The sequence below is a fragment of the Massilia orientalis genome (assembly GCF_030411975.2).
GTDB lineage: Bacteria > Pseudomonadota > Gammaproteobacteria > Burkholderiales > Burkholderiaceae_D > Telluria > Telluria orientalis.
This window is the reverse complement of sequence record NZ_JASNRB020000026.1, coordinates 16783-37627: the sequence shown is the minus strand read 5'-3', so window position 1 is coordinate 37627 and position 20845 is coordinate 16783. Positions and strand designations below refer to the sequence as shown.

The window sequence follows — 20845 nt, the reverse complement described above, 5'->3', positions numbered from 1 at the left end:
CGTCCGCGACGTCTATTCTTGGAATCGCAAATTGGCTACGACGGCGACCATGTTTCGGGAGCGTGCGAATCAGTCCGTAGGCGACCGCTTCACACCAGCGACATTTGCCGCATCCCCTCCGGCCTTCATGTTCCTGTCGAGGAAAGCGCGCACCGTGCGGAGAGCACTTTTACTCTCCGGAGAAGTCGGCAGGATGGACTGGAATCCGTGAATCATCCCTTCGTACAAGTCCAGCGTTGCGTTTCCGGCGCCTGCCTTGATCGACTGGTAAAGCCGCACGCAATTGCTGAGAAAAACTTCACGCGTCCCGCCCTGGATGAGCGTGGGCGGATAGCCTTTGCTGAAGTCGCCATACACGGGCGACACGTAAGGATTTTTTTGATCGGCGATATCGGCATAGGCAAGCGCCGACGCATTCAGCGAAGGCATCGTGAGCATCGGCTCGGCATCGGCCAGGGTGCGATAGGTATCGCCCGCGCCTGAAACGTCACTCCATGGCGACCAAAGAATCACTGCGGCTGGCATCGGCAAACCGAGATCGCGCACTTTCAACGTGGTACCGGCGACGATGGAGCCGCCGGCCGACTCGCCGATCATTGCGATGTTCTCCGGTGCCACGCCCTCCGCCAGCACCGCCTTGTACGCCGCGATCACCTGATCGGTGACCTGCTGCCAACGTCCGCGCGGCGCCACCGTATAGTCCACAGAGATGACCTGCAATCCCGTTTCCGCCGCCACCTGCGTGGACATGCCCAAACTGGTATACACGGACCCGCTCGTGAAGCCACCGCCATGCACGTGGATCAGCACGCGGCCATCGTCATGCCAGTTCGACGGCACGATTCGCAGGACAGGGACACCGCCCAGCCTGGCCTCCCGCGTCTCGACACGCCACATCTTCGCGCTGCCTGCCACCAGAGGCCGAACTCTCTTTTCGTTCGCAGTGTACGATGCTTCCCAGCCCGCATAGTCGTCCGGCTTTGGAAAGGGACCGTTGGACTTCGTGATGTACTTCATGAGCAACGGCCAACTCGTCTTCCAGGAATCCGAAACCGTATCCGGCACGATCCGGGACGGGTCGGCCTGCGCCACGGCAGGGACGACTTTCTCGGCACAGTACGCCGGCATCGCGCAGTACAGCATCGGCATGGCGCCCACGAGCAGGGCATGCTTGAGCGCCGAAGACTGCTTAGTCATGTCTGTTTTTTCCTTTGCATTGGGATGAGACGGCTTAAATATAGGCGCCGATTTCCCAGGGTTCCCGCGGTTCGCGTCCGTGTCGCCGACCGGGCACGGCGGCCTCGGCGTGCAGCCTGGGCTCCTCAGCCGGCACCGTAATGACCTGGATACCTTGGTGCTCGAGCATCTGGACGGCTTTGTCGGAGACGTCGGTATCCGTAATGACGCGCGCCACCTGGTCCAGGCGGCACATGATCAGGCCGGCGTTGCGACCGAATTTGGAGCTGTCGGCCACGACGATCAGCTCTTCAGCCTGCTTGATCAGGCGTTGCTCCGCCTGGATCAACAGCGGGTCGGCTTCCATCAGGCCGAGCAGGGACAGCCCATACACGCTCGTGAACATCTTGCTGGCGTAATGGCTCTGGGTGACGTCATTGTCAAAAGGTGCCAGGATGACATTCTGCTCGCGATAGATATTACCGCCGGAGAGGACGATTTCGTTCTCGCTCGTGGCCAGCAGCCGTTGGGCCATCGGAAACGAATTCGTCAGGATCCGCATATTCTTCTCGATCAGGAATTCGGCCATCATGAATGTGGTGGTTCCACCATTGATGATGATCGTTTCGCCGTCCACACACATCGATGCCGCCTTCTTCGCGATCGCGCGTTTGCGGGCCGCGCACTCCAGGATGCTCTTCTGGAACGCTTCGCTCGACAGCGGATTTTGCTGCGACTTGGGTCCGGCGCTTTGCGCTCCGCCTCTCGTCCGGACGAGCAGATTGCGGCTGGCCAGCCAGTCGATGTCGCGGCGCGCGGTGGCTGGCGATACATCGAGCGCATCGGCAAGCCACCTGATCGATGCTGTCTGGTGCGCGGCGAGAAGCTTCAACAATTTTTTGCGGCGATCCTGGTTCATGATTGTCTCCTCGATGTCATTGCTCTTATGGGTGCTTCAACAACGGTGTTACGGTGGGTTCGAATTCGTCCAGCCCAGGCCCAATGCCTTTTGAACGGAAATGAAGTCGCTGGTCAATGCGACTTCGGCCAGGGCAAGGCCCTGTTCCGCATTGATCTGCGTGCGCTCGGCATCCAGCAGGTCAATGAGGGTCGCGGTGCCTGCACGCTGGCGCGCGCGCGTCAGATCGGCCGTGTGTTCCGCAGCCATCCGCGCGCGTGCCCGGGTGGCGACGGTAATGCGACGCTGGCGGAAGCGCGACAGCGCATCCTCCGCGTCGCGCAGCGCCCCCAGGACCGCGATCCGGTACTGGGCCTCCGCTTCGTCGCGCAGGGCATTCGCCTTCTCTATCGTTGCGGCATTGCGGCCGAAGTCGAGGAAATTCCAGCTGAGCTGCGGGGCGGCGAGGGCAACGAAGTCGTCCAGGCGGGTCAGGTCGGACAGATGCGTGCCCCCGATGCCGATCAAGCCCATAAATGTCACACGGGGAAATCGCGCGGATTCCGCCTGACCGATCTGGGCCGTACGTGCTGCGAGGGTACGTTCGGCGGCCCGGACGTCGGGCCGGCTACGGAGCAACGCGACGGGCTCAGCGACCGCCACCGCCGCGGGCGGCAACGGCACCCGGCCTGGCTGTGCCAACTCGATGTCCAGCGTGCCTGGAGGCTGTCCCAGCAGCACAGCCAGCGCATTCCGGTAGGCATCCAGCTCGGCGACAAGCGGCCCCGCGTCCGCCCGCGTCGCTTCCAGCTGCGCCTGCAGGCGCGCCAGATCGAGTTCGGACGCGGCGCCCGCCTGCCGCCGGCGCTGGATCAACTCCAGCGCCCGCTGTTGACGGGCGATCGCAGCGTCGGTCAAGGCAATGCGCTGCTGGCAGCCGCGCAGGTTGACGTAGTCCTGGGCGATGTCTGCCGCCAGACTGACGTGGACATCGACGAGGCTGGCCTCCATCGCCTGCGCCGAGGCTTCTGCCGCTTCCGCCGCACGGCGCCGGCCGCCGAACAGGTCGATCTCCCAGGTGGCGTCGAATCCGGCGTTATAGAGATCGAGGCTGGACGCCTGCGCGCCGTCGCCGCCCGATGGCAGACGCGCATGCGCAGCCAGTAGCGTCATCCCACCCTTGGGCCGCTGGTTGGCGCGCTCGCCCTGGAACACGGCACGGGCCTGCCGCACGCGCGCTTGCGCGACCGCGAGTCCGGGGCTTGTCCCGAGCGCCCGGTCCAGCAGGCTGTTCAACACAGGATCGTCGAGCTGCGACCACCATGGGGACACGGCCGGGTAGCCGCCGGACGTCGTGGGCGCCTTGAAAGCCGTTGGGACGGTGACATGCGGCGGCCCCGCGTAATCGGGACCGACGGTGGTGCAACCGGCGGCGAGGCTGGCGAAGAAAGCGAGAAGGATGGCTCGTTTATACATCGGGAACTTTCAATGGGCCGCCAGGGGCGCGTCCTTGTCGAGCGGCCGGAGGAACAACACGAGGGGGAGCGTACAGCTCACACCCACGGCCAGGATCCAGAACAGGTCGATATAGGTCATCGTCAGCGCCTGGACCTGGATCGTCCCGGACAGGGCGCGCAACGCTTGCGGCATGCCGCCCAGGACATGCGCCTGCGCCGCCAGGTAGTCATGGACGCCGGGACCGTTGGCGCTCAACGTTTCTTCCATCCGGCGGCTATGCAGCCACATGCGCTGGTTCTGGATCACCGCGATCCCGGCCAGCGCGAGCGACCCGCCCAGGTTGCGCGCGGCATTGAACAGGCCTGCTGCGTCGCTGGCGAATTCACGCGGAACGGACTGGATCGCGGCCTGGTTCAGGTACAGCATGGCGAAGATGGTGCCGACGCCGCGGATCAATTGCGACGCGACGAACGCCGAACCCGCGGCCTGCGCCGTCAAGCCCGTGTCCATGAAGGCGCTGCCTCCCAGCAGCACCAGTCCGAAGGCCACGGCCGGGCGGATATCGACGTAACGAATCAGCAACGGCACCAGCGGCATCAGCATCAGGCTGGGTATTCCCGAGAGCACGACGACGCCGCCAGCCTGCGACGCGTTGTAGCTGGCGATGGTCGCCAGGAATTGCGGGATGACATAGGACGTCCCGTAGATCACCATGCCGACCATGGTCCCCATGACGACGACGGCACCGAACTGGCGGTCGAGCAGGATGTCGAGGCGTATGACGGGACGCTTCGCGGTCAGCTGCCCCAGTATCAGCAGGAGCAAGCCCACGGCGGACAGCACGGTCAGCCAGACGATGAAGCCCGATTCGAACCATTGCTCGCGCTCGCCCTCTTCCAGCACGACCGTCAGCGCCCCGAGGAAGGCGGTCAAACCCACGATGCCGAGCCAGTCGGCCTCCGCCAGCTGTTTTACCTGCGCCTTCTGGTGCGGCAAGCCGATCCAGAGCAACGCCATCAGTGCGATACAGATCGGGATATTGAGGAAGAATGCGTAATGCCAGCTCAGGTTTTCGGTAAGCCAGCCTCCCACCACGGGACCGATGACCGGACCGAGGATCGCGGTCGCGCCGAACATCGCGCCGCCGACCGCCTGCTGGCTGCGCGGCAGCCTGGTGGCGATGATGGTCTGCGCCGTGGGTATCATCGCGCCGCCGGTAAAGCCCTGCCCCACGCGCCCGACGATCATCATGTCGAGCGACGTGGACAGGCCGCACAGTACCGAAAACGCGGTGAACAGCACGGTGACCAGCAACAGGAAAGTACGCAGTCCGAACACCCGCTCGAGCCAGCCGCACAACGGAATGATGACGATTTCCGCCACCAGGTAGCCGGTCGCGATCCACGTGCCTTCGGTGCCGCTGGCGCCGATCTCGCCCTGGATCGTGGGCAGCGAGGAGTTGACGATGGAAATGTCCAGCGTCGCCATCAGTGCGCCCAGCGTGCCGGCGGCAACCGCCAGCCACGCGGCTGCGTCGGCGCGCGGCTCCGCCACGCCATTCACTTGCGCACTCCTTCGCGGGCATCTTCGGCGGCCAGGATGCGCTTGACGGCATCCTTGGCATTGCTCGTTTCCACGGTGACCTTGACGGACAGCCCAGGCAATAACACTTGACGCGTCGCTGCGCTCGGATCGAGCGCGATCCGTACCGGCACGCGCTGGACGATCTTGGTGAAGTTACCGGTGGCGTTTTGCGGTGGCAGCAGCGAGAACTGGGCACCGGTACCGGGCGCGATGCTGTCGACATGGCCGTGCAGCTTCAGGCCCGGCAGCGCATCGACCTTGATCTCGGCCGGCTGGCCGACGCGCATGCGGCCGATCTGGGTTTCCTTGAAGTTGGCCATGATGTAAAGGCTGTTCGACGGCACCAGGGACATCAGGCGCGTGCCCTGCTGGACGAACTGGCCGGGCCGCACGGTCTGGTCGCCGATGCGCCCGTCGACGGTGGCGCTGATCGTGGTCGACGACAGGTTGATCCTGGCCGTCTTGAGTTGCGCTTCGGCGCTGGCGGCCTGCGCCTCGACCTGTTCCACCTGGGCGCGCAGGTAGACGATGCGCTTTTCCGCAGTCTCCAGTGCGGCGCGGTAGGCGTCGACCTGCTGTGCGCTTTGCTCGGCCTGATTGCGCCGGTTGGCGAACTGCTCGGCGGTCTCGGCGCCAATCTCCACCAGCGGCGCGTAGCGGCGCTCCTCGGCGGCGGCGAAGGCGGCGTTGGTGCGTGCCGTCGCGAGTTGGGCCCGCGCCTGCCGAACCGCCGATTCCTGTTCCCCGATCTGGGCGCGCACGGCATCGGCATTGGCGCGGGCGATACCGATCTGCGCCTGGAACTGCTCGACCTGGGCGTGCGCGTCGCGCGGATCGATACGCACCAATGGCTGCCCTGCCTTCACGAGCTCGTTATCCTTCGCCAGCACCTCCTCGACATAGCCGCCGAGCTTGGGAGCGATCGTCACGGCCTCCGACTGGAGATACGCGTCATCGGTCTCTTCGTAGAATTGGCCGACCTGATAATGGTAGGTCAGCCATGCCGCTCCCGCGAGCAGCGCGGCCGCACCGAAGCCGGACAGGGCCGGCGGAATGCGACGCTTCCCGGTTGGCGCGGCGGGCGTGGCCTGTCCATCGAACGTTGCTTCGGGCGTGAATGTGTGGTCGGTCATTGAATGCTTTCTGAATGGAGCTGGTCAGGCAGGACCTTGGTTCGCGTGCGCTGCAGCCTTGCGGCGCTCGGACTCGACCGCCACCATGGCGCAGGCATAGGCCGTGAAACGCTCTTCCCATGCCTCGGCGGCGTCCGGCGCGTCGAGCAGCGCCGGTCGCCTGGCGGCGAGGTGATCCTGGGCGGAATACAGGTTGCCGACGAAGGCGAAAATCGAAAACGCCAGTGCCTCCAGCTCATCGTCCGGCGCTTCGAGACCGAAATGACCCGTCAGGATGCCGAGGAGGAGCGCATAAGCCTGGTCGCGCCCCTCGGCCAGGGATTCCATGAGTCCGGTCGGCTCGATGAATTCGCGCACGCGCAGCTGCACGCTGAGCAGCGCCGGCTTGCCCATGCCGAGCGGCCGCAGGCAGACGCGCATGTACCGTCGCAGCAACTCCTCCAACGTCAGGCCGGGTGTATCGAATGCCGGAATGTCGTCGCCGGCATCGTCGAGGTACTCGTGCAACGCGGCGCGATACAGGCCAGCCTTGTCGCCAAAGTGATAAGAGATCGCCGCCAGGTTGACGTCGGCGGCACTGGCGACGTCGCGCACCGACGTGCCCGTAAAGCCTTTTTTGGAAAACAATCCGAGCGCCGCCAGCAGGATCTTTTCCCGGGCGTGCTGACCGTTTGCGCGCACCTTGCGCGTCGGCGAAGCTTGTGTCACTGCGTATCCTTCCGGTTCTTATTCAAACAAACGTTTGATTAGTTTAGCGAGCGTTTTGTAATGACGCAAGCGCCCGGAAGCTGCCCGTTTTAAATAATCAGGAGAGTGATCGCTTGAGGGAAGCGGCCGTCCGGCGTGGACGAAAGACGAGGACTGCGGGAGGTGGGGCAGCGAACCGGAGCGCATGGCGCCGGTTGGCCGGAACATTCAATGAGAGGACTTACGCAACGGGTGCGTCGCGGGCGCCGCGTACTTCCATCCGTAATAGAACACGAACACATAGCACGCTACAGGAACAAGATACGATGCGCGCAGGCCGATCGTGTCGGCCAGCAGGCCCTGTGCGAACGGCACCAGTGCGCCGCCCACGATGCCCATGCAGAGCAGGCCGGACGCCTGGCCGGTCCGCACCCCGAGGCCGCGCAGGGCCATGCTGAAAATGGTCGGGAACATGATCGAATTGCACAGTCCTACCAGCAGGATCGACCACATCGCCAGGTGTCCCCGGCCGAGGATAGCGCACAGCAGCAGGAACACCGCACAGCCGGCATTGAACATGAGAGCCTTCCCGGGACTGATGTAACGCATCGCGGCAAAACCGATAAAGCGCCCTACCATCGCGGCACCCCAATAGAAGCTGACATAGTGTGCCGCGTCGGCCTGGCTGAGCGATGCGACGCGCGAATCTTCGAGGAAGTTAATCAGGAAACTGCCAATGCTCACTTCACCGCCGACGTACAGGAAGATGGCGCCCACGCCGAGTACAAGATGGCGATACCCGAGAATCGACTTGTTGCCGTGTTCACGCGCGGGGTCTCCGTCGTGCGCGATCCGCGGCAGACGGATCACCATGAACACGACCGCCAGCAGCACGAGCACCGCGGCGAGCATCAGGTACGGGATCTGGACCATGGCTGCCTGAGCTGTACGGTAGGCAGCCTGAGCGTCCGACGGCATGTTCGCGAGCTGTTGGGCGCTCAGGACCGTGCCGGATAAAATCATCACGCCGCCGAGCAACGGCCCAACGGTCGTCCCGAGGGAGTTGAACGCCTGGGTCAGGGTCAGCCGGCTGGACGCGGACCTCGCATCGCCAAGCACCGTCACGTACGGGTTGGCGGCCACCTGGAGCACGGTAACGCCGGACGCAAGGACAAACAGCGCGCACAGGAACAGGCCGTAGCCGCCCAAGGCTGCGGGATAGAATAATGCGCAGCCGGCCGCCGCCGCCAGCAGGCCGACGACCACGCCATGCTGGTAGCCGATTTTCTTGATGAGCATTCCCGCCGCCGCCGAGACAAGGAAATATGCGCCGAAAAAGCAGAACTGCACGAGCATGGCCTGGACATAGCTGAGCATGTAGACGGCCTTCAGGTGCGGTATGAGGATATCGTTCAGCGATGTGAGCAAGCCCCACATGAAAAACAGCATCGTGATGACGGCGAGCGGGCCGGTCGTCGCCTCGCCAGCTCGATGTTGCTGATGCATGGCCGGAGCCGAAGGAATGGGTTCCATGAAGTCGTTGAAGTAGGTTCGGATACGGACGAAGGGAAGAATCAGTCGGGCCAGACCTGCCTGAAGTAAGGGCTGTGCCGCGCCACCTCGTCGTAGGTGGACGGATCGACCATGCACTGCGGGCACCAGTGGCCTCCACGCAGGAACAGGTTGGGCGACATGTCGAACTCATGCCGGCGGGCGCAACGCCAGCGCACCGGACGGTAGGGCCCCACGCTCGCGTCCGACAGGCAGGCGCCACCGCGATATGCAGCCGCCTGCCGCAGCGCGGCGCCGTCCCACCGGTCCGGCGCCAGCTGCTCGTCGTAACCGTGGTCGAGCAGGGTCGGCGTGGTCGGGGCGCTGGCGAGTTCGAACCGGTCCCAGCTCCTGGGTAGGCGCTCCCAGTCCGCACGCGACCCGAAGAAAGCATCGATGTGCTCGGTATCGTTGTTCTCGATCCAGGCCATCGACCCGCCCTCCGCATGCGCCAGGCCGGCGATGCGCTTCCGGATGGCTCTTGGAAGAAAGCGTGCCGTCGCCTTGACATACCAGGGGATGGCCGCGCGGTACTCATGCATGAAATCGGCCAGGCTCTGGCTGCGGTACGGCACCAGTTGTTCCAGTGCATCCGAATCGGCGTACCATTGACCGTGGAAGTTCTTTGTCGCGATCCAGTGCGGGGCGAGTACTTTGCGGTAATCCCCTGACAGCGCCTCAAAGGTCACCCGCATGAATTCGTGGTTGTTGACCCTGCAGGACGGTCCGCCGCCGATGTTGTAAAACGAGCGCCAGAACCGTTCCGGAACATCGTCCCCGCAGACCGCAGCCATCAAACGGCCGGAGTCCTTCACCGTCGACCATTCGAACACGCCATTGATGGGATTGTGGAACATGATCGGGTCAAAGATCTTCCACATGTCGGGATGCGCCATGCCCGACTGGCGCAGCGAGACCCAGTAGCGCAACCCGGACTCGGCGACAATCGCCTCGGCCTGGGTTTTGGTGACCGCATAGTGGTCGTACTTGCTGATCTTGATCGGATCACCCGTACGACCCCAGTGGATGGGCGCGTTGCGGCTGCCCGTTTGCGCCACGGTACCGATATAGACCAGCCTGACCGCATCCGGATCCGGCTGCTCCTGGATGGCCCGGACAATGTTGGCGGCACCGCCGACATTGACCTGACGCGTCAGCTCGGGGAAGCGGTCGCATGCCGGCGATACCATCCCGCCGACATGCAGGACGTAGCGGACTCCTGTCACTCCTGCCAGTACATCCTCATAGTTGCGCAGGTCGCCAGCAAGCACCTCGACCCGCGCGTCGTCCTGCCAGCGTCGGATGCGGCGATGGCGTAGCTCGGACGGCAGCACGAGGATGCGTACCTTGATGTCCTGGTGCGATAAAAGCAGGTGCTCCAAAGCGGCATTGCCCATGTTTCCGGACGCGCCGGTCAGGAAAATTTGTTTCGGCATGTCTTCTCTTTCGATACGGTTGATTGGCTGGATTACCAGTTCAGCCGTAACGTCGTGCGTGGCCGCTTGAGTGGATAGTCCCGGCCGCGCCAGGAGAACACGGCGGGCAACGCCGCGGGCCTGTCGATGGTCGCGAAGAGCTTGCCGCCCGCGACGCGGTACGACACCGAGACCGGCCCGGCGGGCGTCGGCACGACGGCGTCCAGCGACGTCAGGTCGCCAAGCTGGGGCGCGATCCTGGCGCGTGCGTAGCCGGGCGCCGCCGGGGCCACGCCCGCGACGATCTCCAGCAGGTCGGCCGTGGGATGGGCGCTCCATGCATGCGTGTCCGAGCGCGTGTCGCCCGGCTCCTCGGGCCACGTGGTAAAGCCGAGGCGCAGCAAGTCACGCCAGGTCTGCAGGAACTGCATGTAGCTGTCGGCACGTCCCGCCTTGACACTCGCCTGCGCGAGATACCAGGAAAAATAATAGCTGGTCGGCGTGATGCCTTCGGGCGCCCCGATGCCGCTTGCGGTCGTAATGCGCGGCAGGATGGACCGCGCTTCCTGCGGCGTCGCGACGCCGTACAGGATCGCCAGCGCATTGCTGTGCTGCGAAAACCTGGTCAGGGAAGGATCATCCGCAAACAGGCCGCGCGAGGCACTCCAGCACTTCGAGCGCAGCGCATCCGTGATCGCCTCGGCCCGCGCCGCGTCTTCCCTGCCCGCGCCAGCGTCGCCGACGGCCTGCTCCATGCGCGCCATCTGTTGCAGCGCGCCGAGATAGAACAGCGTCGTCAGGCACGATTCGCCATTGGCGTCGAAGCTGGGGAAAATATCGCGGTCGGTCGACGGTTGCCCGACCCAGTCCACGAAATTCCATGTCGGATTCCTCTTCAGCAGATTGGATGGATTGAGGTATTGCCCGTACCAGGCCAGCACCTTGCGCGCGCGCGGCAGGTTCCGCACCACGACCGCGCGATCCGGTCGCCGCTGGTAGTAGTCGTCCATCATCGCAATCCACAGCAGCGAGAACGGCGCGATGACGTTGGTGCCGCGACTCGGATACGCGCCTTCGGTCAGGCCGCCGTTCTTGTCGGACCAGCCGAATGCGTCGATGGCATTGGCCGCGAGCCGATCGTCGTTCGTCACGGCGTAAGAGATCAGCGCCTGCAGGCGCGTATCGCCGACATATTGCAACCGCTCCCAGTAGGCCGAGTCCATGTAGGTCTCGTGGGCGTCGATGCGCGCGGTCCGCCAGCCGACGTCCCATATCCGGTTGAGGACCGGGTCGCTCGAGACAAAGCGGGCGCGCTGCTGGAACGGATAGCCCGTCTCATGCACGGCAAACCCCTGCAGCACCAGCGGCGATGCCTGGGTTTCCACGTCCAGTTCGACGAAGCGCCAGACACGCCACGACAACGGCTCGAACGTACGGGCCTCGCCGTCGGCGGTCAACGTATCGAACAGTCCTTTGGCCATGCGGTCGCCGACCTCGTCGCGCTGCCCCTTCTTGCCCTGGGCATCGTACAGCGCTTCCGAGTACGTCATCCTGATCGTCGCGCCCTTGCCGCCGGCAACCGACAACGCGGGATAGCCGGCGATCATCGTTCCCTGGTCGATCAGGATCCTGGCCCGGGTATGCGCGGGGACGCTGACCGGTTGCGCGGGAAAGGCAAGCGCGCCCGGCAGGTTCGTCCTGACCGCCTTGCCGCTGTCGGCTTGTTGATAGGTCATGTCGGGCAAGGGGTCCGCACCCAGGCGCCACGGCACCGGTTGCCCTGCGTCGACGGCGGCGACGGCCGTGCGCCACTCGCCCTGCAGCGGCCCCGTCGCCCAGTTCCACTCGGCCGTCGCGGCATCGATCGTTTCGGGCGCGGCTGCCACGTAGTACACCTTCTTGACCTGCCTGCTGATCACGGCCATGCCGGACTGCGACTTGTGCCCGCTGTCCAGCTTGACGCGCCAGCCCGGGCCGCTGTTCAATGACGCAAACGCCGCGTCCTCGGCCTTGAAATAAAAGCCGGTGCGGGCGCTGATCTGCGACATCGGACCGGATGGCCTCGAAAAATTCCACACGACCGCGGCGATATCGTTTGCGCCCGCATGCAGGTACGGGCCGATATCGGTGCGCTTGTAGCGCCAGTGCGCCAGGTCGCTGGTGGCGGGACCGCTGGCGACGCGCTTGCCGTTGACGTACAGGATGAACCGGTTGTCCGCGCTCACGTCGACCCAGAGCGACGGAGGCGGCGCGTCCAGCTGGAGCGCCTGGCGCAGGTGCAGGACGACCGGCACCTCCTTGGCGTCGGGATGCGTGATCCATACCGGCTCGACGGCGGCCGCGTGCACGTGGGCCGCCATCAACACGACCAGGCTGCCGGAGATCCAATGCCTCAGGCGAATCGTCGTGCGCGAAAAGAACATGGGGGAAATCTTCATTCGCTTTCCTAAGATAAGCATAAACGACGGCCCGCGGCATCCGTGCTGCCGCAGGCCGTCGTGCCGGAAATCACTCAGTTGTCGAAGTCGTAGCGCAGCGTCACACCGACCTTGCGTTGTTCAGGCGTCGCGATCCGGTAATATCCGCCGGCGAGTGCACCCAGGAACACCTTGGACATGCCCCGGTCCACGGAGCGGTCGAACAGGTTCTGGCTCCATACGCTGAGTTCCCAGCGCTGGTTCGGGTCACGCACACCGACGAACAGGTCGACCGGCGTGAACGAGGCGATCCGGTGGTTCAGCATCTCGTTGTAACCCGGCGAGGCATGGCGCACGAGGCCGCGCACGAACCCTTCCACCTTGCCCAGGTCACGCGAGTACTCCGACTGCAGCGACATGCTGAACTTGCCTGCCTCGTTGCCATTCGCATCCGCGAGCGGACGGCTGCTCTTGCACACGGAAATCTGGCGCCCGGGCTGCACGAACGCGCCGCCATTGTCCGGGATGCCGTCGTTGTTGCTGTCGTTACAGTACAGCATGGCATTGTCGTAATGCGCGTCGACATAGCTCATCGACAGCTGGGCGCGCCAGTTCGGCTGGATGCTCCAGATCGCGGTCGTTTCGATACCGCGGGCCACGACGTCGCCATTGGTGTTCAGGTTGATCGCGCCCGTGCCGGCGTCGCCAGGATACGTGCCGCCCGGCCCCGGACCCGCCGGCTCGCCGGCCTTGGCGGCGGTCCGCACATTGATCGCGTTCGCGCGTCCGATGTAATCCTTGATCTTCTGCTGGAACACGTCGGCGTTCAACGTAAGCTTGCGGTCCAGCCAGGACGACTTCACGCCGAGCTCGAACGAATTGGTCTTCTCGGGCTTGAATACGATGTAGTTCGGATCGAGTCCGGGTGCCGTCACGAAGCTGGCCGCACCGCCCGGGCGATAGCCGCCGGCATAGCTCGCGTAGCCCATCAGGCCTTTCCTGAATTCGTGCTTGTAGCTGGCGGAACTGGTCCAGCGTTTGTTATCGCGTTTTGCCAGGTCTTCCGTAAGCCCGGGCGCCACGTTTCCGAACACGCTCAGGTATTGCTGGGAATACGACTGGTTTTTCTGCAGCCGCGTACCGAATTCGAACGTGTCGACCGGCGTCAGCGCGAAACGGTGATTCGTGAAAATCGCCGAGCCCTTGGCATAGGAGCCCGGAGCGCTGTAGCCTTCGATGGTCACCGTCATCGGCGGCGCATAAGGCGCCGGATAGAAATAGGCGAATGGCTGCGCGAAGCGCGATTCGAAAGTATTTTTCGAGTAGTACGCGCCCACCATGTAATTCCAGAACGGATTGTTGACCGACTCGAAACGCAGCTCATGCGTACGTTGCATGCCTTCGACATTCACCGACTGCTCGTCGTTGAAGCCGGTGACGACGTTGGTCAGATCGAGATCGCGGACCGAGCGGTCGACACTCTGCTGGAAACCGCCGATATAGCTCAGCTTGTGCGCTCCGAGATTCCAGGTGACGTTCAGCGACGTCAGCCTGGCGCGGTTATAGAAGTCGTAATTGCCCTCAATTACGGAGGTGCGATCGCCGGCGGTCAGACTCGGGCCGCTTCCCTGCCCCGCTACCGGCGCACCCACGTTGACCGGATAGTTGACGGCCTTGTCGGTGAGTTGCTGATGCACGAGCAGGATTTCCAGGTCTCGGGTCGGCTGGTACAGCAGGGACACGCGCCCGCCGCGCGCCCGGTCGTTGTTGTCGCGCCCGTTGGAGACGTTGTGCACGTCGCTCTCGCTGCGGTTGTAGACACCCGCGACGCGCATGGCCAGTTTGCCCTCGATGAGAGGGACGTTGACCGCGGCCTGGGTATTCCACAGGCTATGGGAGCCCCACGTCTGGTTGATGGTACCTTCGACGCCGGTGAGACTCGGCACGCGCGTCGCCACGGTAATCGCGCCGGCAGGCGACGTCTGTCCGCGCAACGTCCCCTGCGGCCCCCGCAGGACTTCGATGCGGCCGATATCGAACAGGCTGCGAAACGCGTCCGACGTGGAGATCGGCGTTTCGTTCCAGTAGATCTGCACGGTCGGACTTGCGCCCGTGTCCGGATTGAACGTCACGCCGCGCAAGGCGACGCTCTGGCCGCGTCCGTCGGCGGAATCCAGCTGCATGCCCGGGCTGAGTTTTTCGACGTCGGCGAACTGCTGCACGTTCAGTTTCTGCAGCGATTCAGCGGTCAGTGCATCGACCGACATCGCGACCGTCTGAATGCTCTCCTTGCGCTTCGACGCGGTGATCACGACCTCCTGGATTTCGCCCGGCTTGACGGGGATCTCCTGCGCGGCCGCGGGAAAGGCGACGGCAAGTGCCGCCGCGCATAAAGACAGTTTGATGGTGGGGTGGTAAGTGCTGCGGGAATACACTTTCATGTGGCTCGGTCTCCAGTTAGGCACCGTATCGACGCAAAGCATCCTCGCCCGATGCGATCGATCGATTTTTTGTATTGTTCGGCAACGCGCGCATGCCGTTGCCTGGTCGGATGGCGCCGCGCATTGGCGGCGCCTAGAGGCGCTTACGGCTTCGTAGCGGTGGCCTGCTGAGGCGGCAGTTTCGCGAGATCGGCGTCGATCGCGGCAAGCAGCGCATCGGTAATGGCGTCCGGCGCGAACTGCTGGAGCGAACGGAAGGTCATGCCGCGCGCCTGCTCGATCTGATCGTCCTTGGCGATCTCGGGCATGTGCTTGACGAGGATCGCTTTCGCGGGCGCATAGTCCAGCAGATCGCCCACGAACGAATCGGTAGACCATTTGACTTGCGCCTGACCGGACGCCGCGGCCGGCAGGTTGGCGGGCGCTTGTTGTTGCGCGAAGGCCTGGCCGAACGACAAGCCAACCAGAACCGCGACGATTGCGCTCAATTTTTTGTGTTGCATAGCTGTCTCCAATTTCAAAATATTCTGTATTCGTGTGCCTGCAAATTGCCGAAGAACTGGCATCACTGCACGCTGCGTCTGTGTAACCACGATTTAAGTAGAAATCACCGGCTGAGCGGTGTCAATCAGGTGAAAGCCAAGCAGTCAGCCTGGACGCGAAATAATCATGTTTTTGCAGCGTTTCGTGTTCATCCGGCGACATGGTCAATCAAAGTTTGCAAAAGGTTGATTGGTGATTGATTGACACTGGTATTTCCTTTATTTAGGCTCATTGCGATTGAAAACGACGCGATGGCAGCGCTACCGCACCGGTAATTCGATAACAAGATTAATCAGGAGACACGCAGGATGCCTTTAACCCGGAGAGACTTTCTCGCATCGATGCCAGCGGTTGCAGGCTTCGTGGCGCTGCCCGCGAGCGCCACGAATACCGCCGGTACGCTTCAGCAGGTATTCGACAATCCGCCCGACCAGGCCAGACCGTGGGCGCGCTGGTGGTGGCCTGGCGGCGTGGTGGAGGACGGGGAACTGCGCCGGGAAATCCAGGTACTGCGCCAGACTGGTTTCGGCGGCGCGGAGATCCAGGCATTCAATCCGGCGATTCCGAACCTCACGAAAGCCGAGCGCCTCCAGATCAACGACTACGCGAATTCCACTTATTTCGCGCATTTGAAAACCTGCACCGACGCCGCGCAGGAACAGAACCTGCAAATCGACGTGACGTTCGGCTCCGCATGGCCGTCGGGCGGCGGATTCGCCATCACGCCCGAGCTCGCGTTACTCGAGCTGACCCCGGCGGTCACGAGCGTGCGCGCACCCGTGACCGGCCCCATTCGACTCAACGTGCCTCCGAACACCCGCAAGTTCGGCGCCATGTCGGCGCTCGACGCCCGCACGAAGGATCCGCGTGCCGCAGACTGGCGGGCCCGCATCGAGGCCCGGCAAAAAGTGGTGGCCGTCGTCGCCTTCAAGGGCAACGCGCCGGTACTGGAGAAAAACAAGAACTACCGCTCGGCCATCGTCAAGTCCAGCGGCACCATGGAGCCCGAAACCACCGTCGTGCTCACCGACCGGCTGGGCGCCGACGGGATGCTGGACTGGGTGCCGCCCAGCGCGGGCGACTGGCAGATCGTCGTGTTCAAGCAGTTTGTCGTCGATAGCGGTGTCATGGCCGGCGTCGGCGAGGGCCCGCAGCTGGTGCTGGACCACTTCAGGCGCGCCGCGTTCGACGCGCACGCCCGGCGCGTCGGCGACCCGATGGTGGCGGACGGCGCCAGGACGAAGGCGCTGCGCGGGACCTTCATCGACAGCCTCGAGCTCATGCCGGACATATATTGGTCCGAGGACCTCGTCGTCGAGTTCAAGGCCCGCCGCGGCTACGATCTGACGCCGCACTTCCCCCATCTGCTGCAACCGGGATGGATGGAGTCCTGGAATCCCCACGCATCGGCACCGTACTTCGACGCCGGCGAAGTCGGTGACCGGATCCGGGCTGACTATCGCCTGACCATTTCGGAACTGTTGATCGAAAACTTCTGGAAGCCGTTCGCCGAATGGAACCATCGCCACGGCTTGTCGGCGCGCGTGCAGGCCCATGGCGGTCCCGGCGACCTGCTGCAGTCGTACGGCCTGGGCGACATTCCGGAGACGGAAGATCTGGAATCCGCAGGCGACACCCATTTCATGCGGCTCGCGCGCGCGGCCGCCGACCTGTACGGCAAAAAACTCGTCGGTTGCGAAAGCCTGTGCTGGCCCAAGCGGTCGTTCGACGTCACACCCGGCGAATGGCACGCGCGCGTCAATCTGCTGCTTGCCAGCGGCGTCAACGCCATCGTGATGCACGGCTTTCCGTATGCCCTGCACCGGGACGCCTGGCCCGGCTGGTATCCGTTCGCGCCCAGTCCGTTCCTGGAAGGGTTCAGCAGCATGATCAACGAGGCGAACCCGCTCTGGGCCGCCATGGGCAAGCTCAACGGCTACATCGCGCGCCTCCAGGCACTCCTGCAGCGCGGCCGCAACGTGGTGTCGGTCGCGGTCTACCTGGGCGAGATCGGGTATTACCACGACATCGAACCGAAGGCCACGCACACCTTGTTGCATGAGTTGCTGCGCGGCGGCTACGACTACGACCGGATCAATGACGACTGCATCGGGAAAGGACGCATTGAGCGGGGTATGCTCGTGGCGCCCGGCGGCGCGCGCTATCGCGCGCTCATCCTGCCGCCCCGCGTCTCTCTGCGTGCCTCCACCGCGGCGCAGGTGGCCCGTCTGGCGAAACAAGGCCTGCCGGTGTTCTACGCGGATCGGCCGCCCTTACGCGACGAAGGCTATTTCGAGCAGGAGACGCGCGACCGGCTCGTGCGCCAGGCCATCCAGGAAACACTCGACCACGGCGCGCGCACCGCCGACGCCGACACGATGCCGGCCGCGCTCCGCCAGGCTGGCGTCGCGCCGAACCTGACCTTCACCAGCGAACCCTGCATATTCGTGGAAAAGTCGCTCGACGGACGCAGCGCCTACTTCTTCCACAATCCCAAGGACGAGGCAGTCACCGTGCGCTTCGTGTCGAAGGCGCCGGGCCATCCGGAATCGTGGAACGCGTTCGACGGCAGCCGGACCGGCCTGAAGACGACGCACGTCGACGGTCGGCAGGAGGTGAGCGTCGATATCGGCCCCGGCGGTGGAGCGTTCGTCGTGTTCGCGGCCCGGCGCCTTCCGCCGGCGCCGAGATGGACGACCGTCGATACGCTCGATCTCGGCCAGCGCAACTGGCGGCTCGGCGCCGTGGGGCATGGCGCAAAGGGACGCAAGATCGAGCGCGAGCTGAGCCTGAACGGGCTCGAAAACCTGGGCACGCTCGACGGGCTCGCCGACTTTTCCGGCCAGGCGTCCTATACCACCGAGTTGACGCTGCCGGACAACTGGCTGCGGGACGGCTACCGTATCCGCCTCGACCTGGGAGCGGTCCACGACATGGCGGCGGTCGCCGTCGACGGCAGGCTGGTCGACACACTGATCGCGCGGCCGTTCGACACCGACCTGACGAAGCATCTGCGCGCTGGCGCCCGGCGTCTGACGATCACGGTGTCGAACAGTCCGAACAACGCGATGATCGATCCCAAACTACCCGGACTGAAAAACCTCAAACCAAAACCGGCCGGCCTTCTTGGCCCCGTCAAACTCCTACTCGAACAACAGAAGGCAGCCGCATGAAACTCCGCAAACAACCCCTCCTCGCCGGCGCCCTGCTGCTCGTGGCCCAGGCATCGACAGCGCAAACGCCGCCCCAGGACGTCGACGCGCGCGCCGCGTCGATCGTGTCGCAGATGTCCAGGGATGAGCAGCTCAGCCTGCTTATGGGCATGTTCCCGACGCTGCAGCGCAAGACGCTGCCCGCCGACGGGCAAAAGGGTGCAGGCTATATTGCCGGCGTCGAGCGGGTCGGCCTGCCGTCGCTGCGCGAAGCGGATGCCGGCCTCGGTGTCGCCAGTCCCATGCATATCCGCCCCGGCGAGGAAGCGACGGCCCTGCCGTCCGGCCTGTCGACGGCGGCCAGCTGGGATCCGCAACTGGCGTTCCAGGGGGGCGCGATGATCGGCTCAGAAGCGCGCGCGAAAGGCTTCAATATCCTGCTCGCCGGCGGCGTCAATCTGGTGCGCGATGGCCGCAATGGCCGCAACTTCGAGTACGCGGGCGAAGATCCCTTGCTGTCCGGTGTGATGGTCGGCCACGCCATCGCCGGTGTGCAGAGCAACCGGATCCTGTCCACGGTCAAGCATTTTGCCGTGAACGATCAGGAGACCGGACGCAACGTCCTCAATTCGAAAATCGGCGAAGCGGCGATGCGTGAGTCGGATCTGCTGGCGTTCGAGATCGCCATCGAGACCGGGCAACCCGCCGCGGTGATGTGCGCCTACAATCGCGTCAACGATGTGTATGCCTGCGAAAACGATTTTCTGCTCAACCGCGTGTTGAAAGGCGACTGGAAGTATCCGGGCTGGGTGCAGTCCGACTGGGGCGCCGTGCACAGCACGAGCGCTGCCGCCCTGGCGGGACTCGACCACCAGTCCGGTTACGTACTCGACCGCAAGCCGTTTTTCGGCGCCTTGCTGAAGACCGCGGTGGAGAACGGTGAAGTGTCCCCCGAACGCATCCGCGACATGAGCTACCGCATTGTCCGCAGCCTCGTCGCAACGGGCTTGCTCGATCACCCCGCCGTACCGGGCCAGGCCATCGATTATGCAGCGAATGCCGCGACCAGCGAACGCGCCGCGACCGCCGGCATCGTACTCCTGAAAAACGACGGCAACGTGTTGCCGGTCACGGCGCAGGTAAAACGTATCGCCGTCATCGGCGCCCACGCCGACGTCGGCGTGCTCTCCGGCGGCGGATCGTCGCAGGTATACCCGGTAGGTGGGCCCGCTCTCGAACTCAAGCCAACCGGGATGTCGGCCGCATTTTCGCGCATCACCTACCTGCCGTCGTCGCCACTGAAGGCGCTGTCCCAGCGTTTTCCGAAAGCGACGATCGTCTTCGACAGCGGCGATGACATCGACGCCGCCGTGAAACGGGCAAAGGATGCGGACCTCGTCCTCGTGTTCGCCGACCAGTGGTCGACGGAATCCGAAGACGTGCCGAACCTGAGCCTGCCGGGCAAGCAGGACGCGCTGATCGACGCCGTCGCCACGGCCAACCGCCGCACGGTCGTCATCCTCGAAACGGGCGGCCCGGTACTGATGCCCTGGAAGGACAAGGCAGCGGGCATCCTGGAAGCATGGTATCCGGGGTCGGCCGGTGGCAAGGCGATCGTCAACGTGCTGGCGGGCGACGCCGACGCGTCGGGCCGCCTGCCGCTGACGTTCCCGCAAAGCGAAACGCAGCTGCCGCGCCCCACTGTGCCCGGCATGGCCGCCAAGACCAACGCCAAGGGTGAAGTGACGTACGGCCTGCTGTCGGGCCTCAAGGAGTTCGACGTCGATTACGATATCGAAGGATCGGACGTCGGCTACCGTTGGTTCCAACGCACGCAGGCCAAGCCTCTGTTCCCGTTCGGTTTCGGCCTTTCCTACACCACGTTCAAGTATGAAAAACCCACACTGCAAGGGGACGATGGCTTGACCGTGTCGCTCAAGGTCAAGAACACGGGACGCAGGACCGGGACCGATGTGCCACAGGTCTACGCGGTGGTACCCGGCCGGGACGGCAAGCTCGTGTCGCGCCTGGCCGGCTGGGGACGCGTGACGCTCAAGCCGGGCGAGTCGCAAGTCGTGAAGGTGAAGCTGGAACCGAGGATCCTCGCGAACTTCGACAGCGCGGCGCAGAAATGGACGATCGCCGGGGGCACCTACAAACTCGCGATCGCGCGTTCAGCCAGCGATCCTGTCCTCACCGTCGACCTGCGCCTGAAACCGCGTGAAATGACGCCGTAACGCTGTTCCTCCGTCACGGCGAGCCGGCTCGTCGTGACGGCCACGTCCGAATCCGGCGTCGCGTGCAGGTCTGACTCGATTCACGGATCCAGCACGAGCCTGACACTCTTGCAACACGATGCGCACACCATCATCGTGTTATCGTTCCTCCGT

Annotated in this window: 13 protein-coding genes; 2 read left to right on the top strand and 11 right to left on the bottom strand. The window is 64.2% G+C overall.

Going from position 1 to position 20845, the window contains the following annotated elements:
* Positions 1 to 69: 69 nt before the first annotated feature.
* The 11 genes from QPK29_RS28750 to QPK29_RS28700 form a co-directional block, all read right to left on the bottom strand.
* Complete coding sequence (locus QPK29_RS28750) at positions 70 to 1197, bottom strand: alpha/beta hydrolase (protein WP_371771876.1); 1128 nt, start codon at positions 1195 to 1197, stop codon at positions 70 to 72.
* A 34-nt stretch (positions 1198 to 1231) separates the two neighbouring features.
* Entirely contained in the window at positions 1232 to 2095 is an 864-nt protein-coding gene (locus QPK29_RS28745; protein ID WP_371771875.1) for a DeoR/GlpR family DNA-binding transcription regulator, read from the bottom strand.
* A gap of 48 nt (positions 2096 to 2143) precedes the next feature.
* Positions 2144 to 3550 (bottom strand): efflux transporter outer membrane subunit, encoded by a 1407-nt coding sequence (locus QPK29_RS28740; RefSeq protein ID WP_371771874.1) that lies wholly within the window; start codon positions 3548 to 3550, stop codon positions 2144 to 2146.
* A gap of 9 nt (positions 3551 to 3559) precedes the next feature.
* Positions 3560 to 5095 carry an MDR family MFS transporter gene (locus QPK29_RS28735; protein WP_371771873.1) on the bottom strand — a complete coding sequence of 512 codons (1536 nt, stop codon included), beginning with the start codon at positions 5093 to 5095 and terminating at the stop codon, positions 3560 to 3562.
* On the bottom strand, positions 5092 to 6249 hold the full coding sequence (locus QPK29_RS28730) for an HlyD family secretion protein (RefSeq protein WP_371771872.1): 1158 nt from the start codon (positions 6247 to 6249) through the stop codon (positions 5092 to 5094). Before QPK29_RS28730 ends, QPK29_RS28735 begins: the two co-directional genes overlap by 4 nt.
* A gap of 24 nt (positions 6250 to 6273) precedes the next feature.
* Positions 6274 to 6957, bottom strand: coding sequence for a TetR/AcrR family transcriptional regulator (locus tag QPK29_RS28725; RefSeq protein ID WP_371771871.1), 684 nt, complete (start codon positions 6955 to 6957; stop codon positions 6274 to 6276).
* 207 nt (positions 6958 to 7164) lie between these two features.
* The gene (locus tag QPK29_RS28720) at positions 7165 to 8469 is read right to left on the bottom strand and encodes a sugar MFS transporter (protein ID WP_371771870.1); all 1305 of its coding nucleotides are present in this window, start codon (positions 8467 to 8469) and stop codon (positions 7165 to 7167) included.
* Positions 8470 to 8510: 41 nt separating this feature from the next.
* Complete coding sequence (locus QPK29_RS28715) at positions 8511 to 9923, bottom strand: NAD-dependent epimerase/dehydratase family protein (protein ID WP_371771869.1); 1413 nt, start codon at positions 9921 to 9923, stop codon at positions 8511 to 8513.
* A 32-nt stretch (positions 9924 to 9955) separates the two neighbouring features.
* On the bottom strand, positions 9956 to 12340 hold the full coding sequence (locus tag QPK29_RS28710; RefSeq protein ID WP_371771868.1) for a family 78 glycoside hydrolase catalytic domain: 2385 nt from the start codon (positions 12338 to 12340) through the stop codon (positions 9956 to 9958).
* Between the two features lie 74 nt (positions 12341 to 12414).
* Positions 12415 to 14760 carry a TonB-dependent receptor gene (locus QPK29_RS28705; protein ID WP_371771867.1) on the bottom strand — a complete coding sequence of 782 codons (2346 nt, stop codon included), beginning with the start codon at positions 14758 to 14760 and terminating at the stop codon, positions 12415 to 12417.
* Between the two features lie 143 nt (positions 14761 to 14903).
* Positions 14904 to 15248, bottom strand: a complete 345-nt coding sequence (locus QPK29_RS28700; RefSeq protein WP_371771866.1) for a hypothetical protein — start codon at positions 15246 to 15248, stop codon at positions 14904 to 14906.
* Positions 15249 to 15644: 396 nt separating this feature from the next.
* Between QPK29_RS28700 and QPK29_RS28695 the strand changes: the two genes are divergently transcribed.
* Positions 15645 to 18476: a glycosyl hydrolase gene (locus QPK29_RS28695; RefSeq protein ID WP_400189879.1), complete on the top strand. Its 2832-nt coding sequence runs from the start codon at positions 15645 to 15647 to the stop codon at positions 18474 to 18476.
* Entirely contained in the window at positions 18473 to 20692 is a 2220-nt protein-coding gene (locus QPK29_RS28690) for a beta-glucosidase family protein (RefSeq protein WP_371771864.1), read from the top strand. The genes QPK29_RS28695 and QPK29_RS28690 overlap by 4 nt, the downstream gene beginning before the upstream one ends.
* The last annotated feature ends 153 nt before the right edge of the window (positions 20693 to 20845 follow it).